We start from the raw sequence: 4085 nt of genomic DNA on the forward strand, positions 1-4085 counted from the left end.
AAATGAAAATAGAAAACTTATATTGATTTCCCGCTACGCAAAGTCGCCGAGCCAACCGAATTTGCCAACGAGAAATAACCCTTGCGAGAAGGCAAAAAAAACTACAGATCTCACAGAATATAAAAACAAATATTACTTATCTTGAAGGAAAGATTGGTCAAGATCATGAGTTTGGTCGAAGAATGGATAACCCTGACCCTACCACTACACAATCAGGTATACAAAATTATGAATTAGAAGGGATATCAGGAACTAATTTTATAAGGTTTGATACAAATCAATTTACATTTGCATTAATGCATTGCCATTATGACAGCCTGTACCCTATATTTTCCCCGCTACGCAAAGTCTCCCGACTTTGCGCAACAAATACAAATAAGTAAACTCCGAAGTCAGGAGACTTTGGAGAGCAATAAAAAAGCACAGACCAAAAATCTGTGCTTTCTATTTATTTAAAACTAATTATTTCACCACCAAACAACCCACCATGCACCGGAACAACAATCCCAACGAACCCTCAACCCGGCTTTACCGATGAAAACGGATGCCCGATTGGCGCGCCGAGCTTGCCGAATTTTCCAGTAAGAAATAATCCTTGCGAGAAATTAAAAAATCTTTTAGACCCTGCAAAAGCTAACTTAAAACCATTAATTATACATGGGATGTATGATCATATCAATAACAACCCAAGCGGAGAAGGAGGAATAAATTTAAAAAGAGAAGCCAATGGTAATCTTTCTAGCGAACCATCGGCTTACACCAATACAAATAAAGCAAATATACTAACTGGTGGTTACTATTACGCAGGTGTTCATTCCCATCCAAAAGATACTTATCCTATGTTTTCTTGGACAGATATCTATGTTTTATATAAGCTGGAAATGAATATAGCATCATTTAATTATAGACAATCTTCTCTTTTACTTGTATGCGAAGATGCTAATGGAGTGAAGCAAACATATGCAATTATTTTTGAAAATGTTGGTTCAATGATGGAAGCTATATTAAACAATCCTAAATATGCGGGATATACACCGAAAGAGATATGTGATGAAATAGATCTAGTTTTGCAGGAGAAATATGATGAAGAGAAAAAAAGACAAATCCAGATTATGAACGTGTATTTTTACAATTCAATTTTGGTACTAATATTGGCTTGTATAAAGCAAATGCAGATTTAAACAATTGGAGTAAACTATCCATAAGTACCAATTCTGATACAGCAACAGTGACACCTAATAATTGTAATTAAAACTTTAAAACATGAAAAATATATTTATAATATTCATTTTATTTTTTACACCTTTATTTAAATCTCAAAGTGTAATTATTGATATTGAAGAATCCGGTTTTGGAAAGCCATCAGGATATTACCAAAAAGATTTAAATAATTTATTAGACCCATTTCAAGGGACGTATATATTCTCTAACGGAAATACAAGTTTCAAAATCGTTTTAAAAAAAATGATAAAACAATATTTTGCTTCTCATTATGAAGATATGATTATTGGTGAATATCAATATATAGAAAATGGATTAGAAAAGGCTAATACTCTATCTAATTTGGATATAGTATATTCAGATCAGTATCTAAAACATCATATTTCCGGCAATTCAATTCTTTGGAGTAATTCAAGACTATGGAAATGTCCACAATGTAATCCAAATGAAAAAAGATTGGCTGTAAGATTAAATGATAATATTTCGGGTAGAAGAGCAGACTTTCTAATGCGGAGAACTGCTATTAACGGACAAGAAGTTTTACAGGTGAAAATTTACAATATTAGCAGTAATGTTATAAATGTAGATGACTCATCTACTTTGAACGAACCACCATTTGCTCTTCCTAAAGGAGAATTTACTATGATAAAACAGTAAAATGAATATTAAATTTTTCCATGTTCTAGCATTTATTTTATTTTGTTCTTGCACAACGCAAAAGCAAGAAATTGAATATATTGAATTTGAGCATGAATGTAGAATGCGAATAAAAAGTGATCGGATTTTTATAAGAATATTACCCTCAAGGAATAAAGATCAAAGAACTGTAGAGCTCAACTATAATGGGAAGTATTTTATGAGGAAACCAATCAGCGAAAATGAATACCAGCAAATAGTTGAAGTAATAAAAAATATTGAAGAGGAAAGTTCTCACGTAGACGAAAATGGTATAGAAACGATGATATTAGATGGTAGTTATAATACAATTACTTATAGAAAAGGGCTCTTGAATATAACTCATACCTCCAGAAGTTTAAGTAAAGATTGGTATCCGAGTTTTCACAATGCAAGTAAGCAAATAGCTGAAGGTGCGGGACTTGATTTCTCTAATATTCGTTAAATATAGAGATAGCTATTTTATCTAAATATTGGTAGAATTATAAAAACTACTCTATTTATGAGTGTTGGGGAAACGTATAAAGCCTATTAATTATACCATTGTAACGACTACCTGTCTTGAGCAGAATGAAATGATCATCACTCCTATTGATCCAGGAAGAAGTAGTGGCGGCGGTGGAGGAGGTGCTATGCCCTGAGGAACTACACCTCCTCTAAACAACCCACCATGCACAGGAACAAGCATACCAACGAACCCTCAACCCGGATTTACCGATGAAAACGGATGTCCGATTGGGGCACCGAGTTTGCCGAATTTTCCAGTAAGAAACAACCCTTGTGAAAAGATTAAAGTACAGAGAACTGATACCGAATTCAATAACAAGATTACAGATTTAGAAGGCAAAACAAATCTTAAAAAAGAAACAGGCTACATCCAAAAATGGGGTGGTGATTATGTTTATAAAGACAATGCAGGCTCAACTAATAATGCCAACACACTTAGTTTGCCAAGCGTGGAAACAAATACTTATATCAAGGGGTTTATACATACTCATGTTAATAATTATAAATTTCTTGATGACCAAGGTTATGAAACAGACAAGAATGGTATTAAAATGTTTTCGCCGGCTGATATAGCATATTTCATGGACTTAGTGAAAAATGCGAAAGAAACTGGGCAGCCACTAAACGATGTATATGGAATAATGGTTTCCAATCTTGGAAATTACCAGATTCGTTTTACAGGAAATGAGTATCAAATAAAAACTTTTACCGACGCCCAAAAAGAAGCTCACCGAAAACCTTTTGAAGATTTTATGACACGAAATGGAATAAAAATGCAACAGATTTAGAATTTGGAATGCTCAAGTATATGGATGAAAAAATGAATTTAAAAGGCTTAAGTTTATATCGGATGAATAATGATGGAACTAATTCCGAAATAAAGCTCAATGAAACAAAAAATGGATTAGAAAGAAACAACTGTCCAAGCTAAAATAAAATTAAAAATATGAAGTACTTATTATTAGTAATAACTTTTTTTACTCTTTCGTGCAAAGCACAGATAGTGTCATTAGAAACAATGGCGAAATGTCGAGAAGAAAACCCAACTATTCTTTGTCCAGATAATTGGACTTATGAAAAAGATATTAATAATTTATTGGATAAATATATTGGAATATGGAAAGGAAATTTTAATGGAAAATATTATGAAATTAATCTTAAAAAAGGACTATATCAAGATTTGACACTTTCTGAAAAAAAAAGCGATATTCTTGTTGGTAGACTAAGGGTTACAGATCCTAATTTGAATATATATTATAATAATTTCAGTGAACTTAATGATGACAAAACAAACTTTTCAGGATTGGGATTTCAATCTGACTTGAAAGCTTATAAAATGTATTTTGTAGGCAATAGTGTAGGATGTGCGGAATATGGAGATGTCTATTTAAGGATACAACATTCCACACCTTCACAAATGACTATTCTTATGCTTCCGGATAATGATATTGTTGTTGAAGGAAAATGTCCTACAAATTTTCAGCCTACAATACCATATAAACAACTCATTCATTTGGTAAAACAGTAATAAATTAAACCTCTGAAAAGAGGTTTTAGTTTGTCTTAAGCTGTTCATTTGTAAGCTTACCTCCAAAAGGATATTTTTAAACGAGAGTAAGCACAAAAGTGTCTTTGTTCCTGAGCTTGAAAAAGCAGATGCCGCTTTTAAGAATTCTAAAACC

The 4085-nt window shown here is 32.5% G+C and carries 6 protein-coding genes; all 6 read left to right on the forward strand.

From position 1 onward, the window contains the following. The first annotated feature begins 437 nt into the window (after positions 1–437). The 6 genes from OEA66_RS20305 (at position 438) to OEA66_RS20330 (ending at position 3931) form a co-directional block, all read left to right on the forward strand. Positions 438–1181, forward strand: a complete 744-nt coding sequence (locus OEA66_RS20305; RefSeq protein ID WP_267283124.1) for a hypothetical protein — start codon at positions 438–440, stop codon at positions 1179–1181. Positions 1182–1263: 82 nt separating this feature from the next. Then, positions 1264–1878, forward strand: coding sequence for a DUF6705 family protein (locus tag OEA66_RS20310; RefSeq protein ID WP_267283125.1), 615 nt, complete (start codon positions 1264–1266; stop codon positions 1876–1878). Between the two features lies 1 nt (position 1879). Beyond that, a complete protein-coding gene (locus OEA66_RS20315; RefSeq protein WP_267283126.1) occupies positions 1880–2341 on the forward strand; it encodes a hypothetical protein in 462 nt (153 codons plus the stop codon). A gap of 61 nt (positions 2342–2402) precedes the next feature. Further along, the gene (locus OEA66_RS20320) at positions 2403–2537 is read left to right on the forward strand and encodes a hypothetical protein (protein ID WP_267283127.1); all 135 of its coding nucleotides are present in this window, start codon (positions 2403–2405) and stop codon (positions 2535–2537) included. Between the two features lie 108 nt (positions 2538–2645). Beyond that, entirely contained in the window at positions 2646–3191 is a 546-nt protein-coding gene (locus OEA66_RS20325; RefSeq protein WP_267283128.1) for a hypothetical protein, read from the forward strand. Between the two features lie 158 nt (positions 3192–3349). Next, complete coding sequence (locus OEA66_RS20330; protein ID WP_311136929.1) at positions 3350–3931, forward strand: DUF6705 family protein; 582 nt, start codon at positions 3350–3352, stop codon at positions 3929–3931. Positions 3932–4085: the final 154 nt, after the last annotated feature.

This window comes from Chryseobacterium luquanense, assembly GCF_026460945.1.
Taxonomy (GTDB): Bacteria; Bacteroidota; Bacteroidia; order Flavobacteriales; family Weeksellaceae; genus Chryseobacterium; species Chryseobacterium luquanense.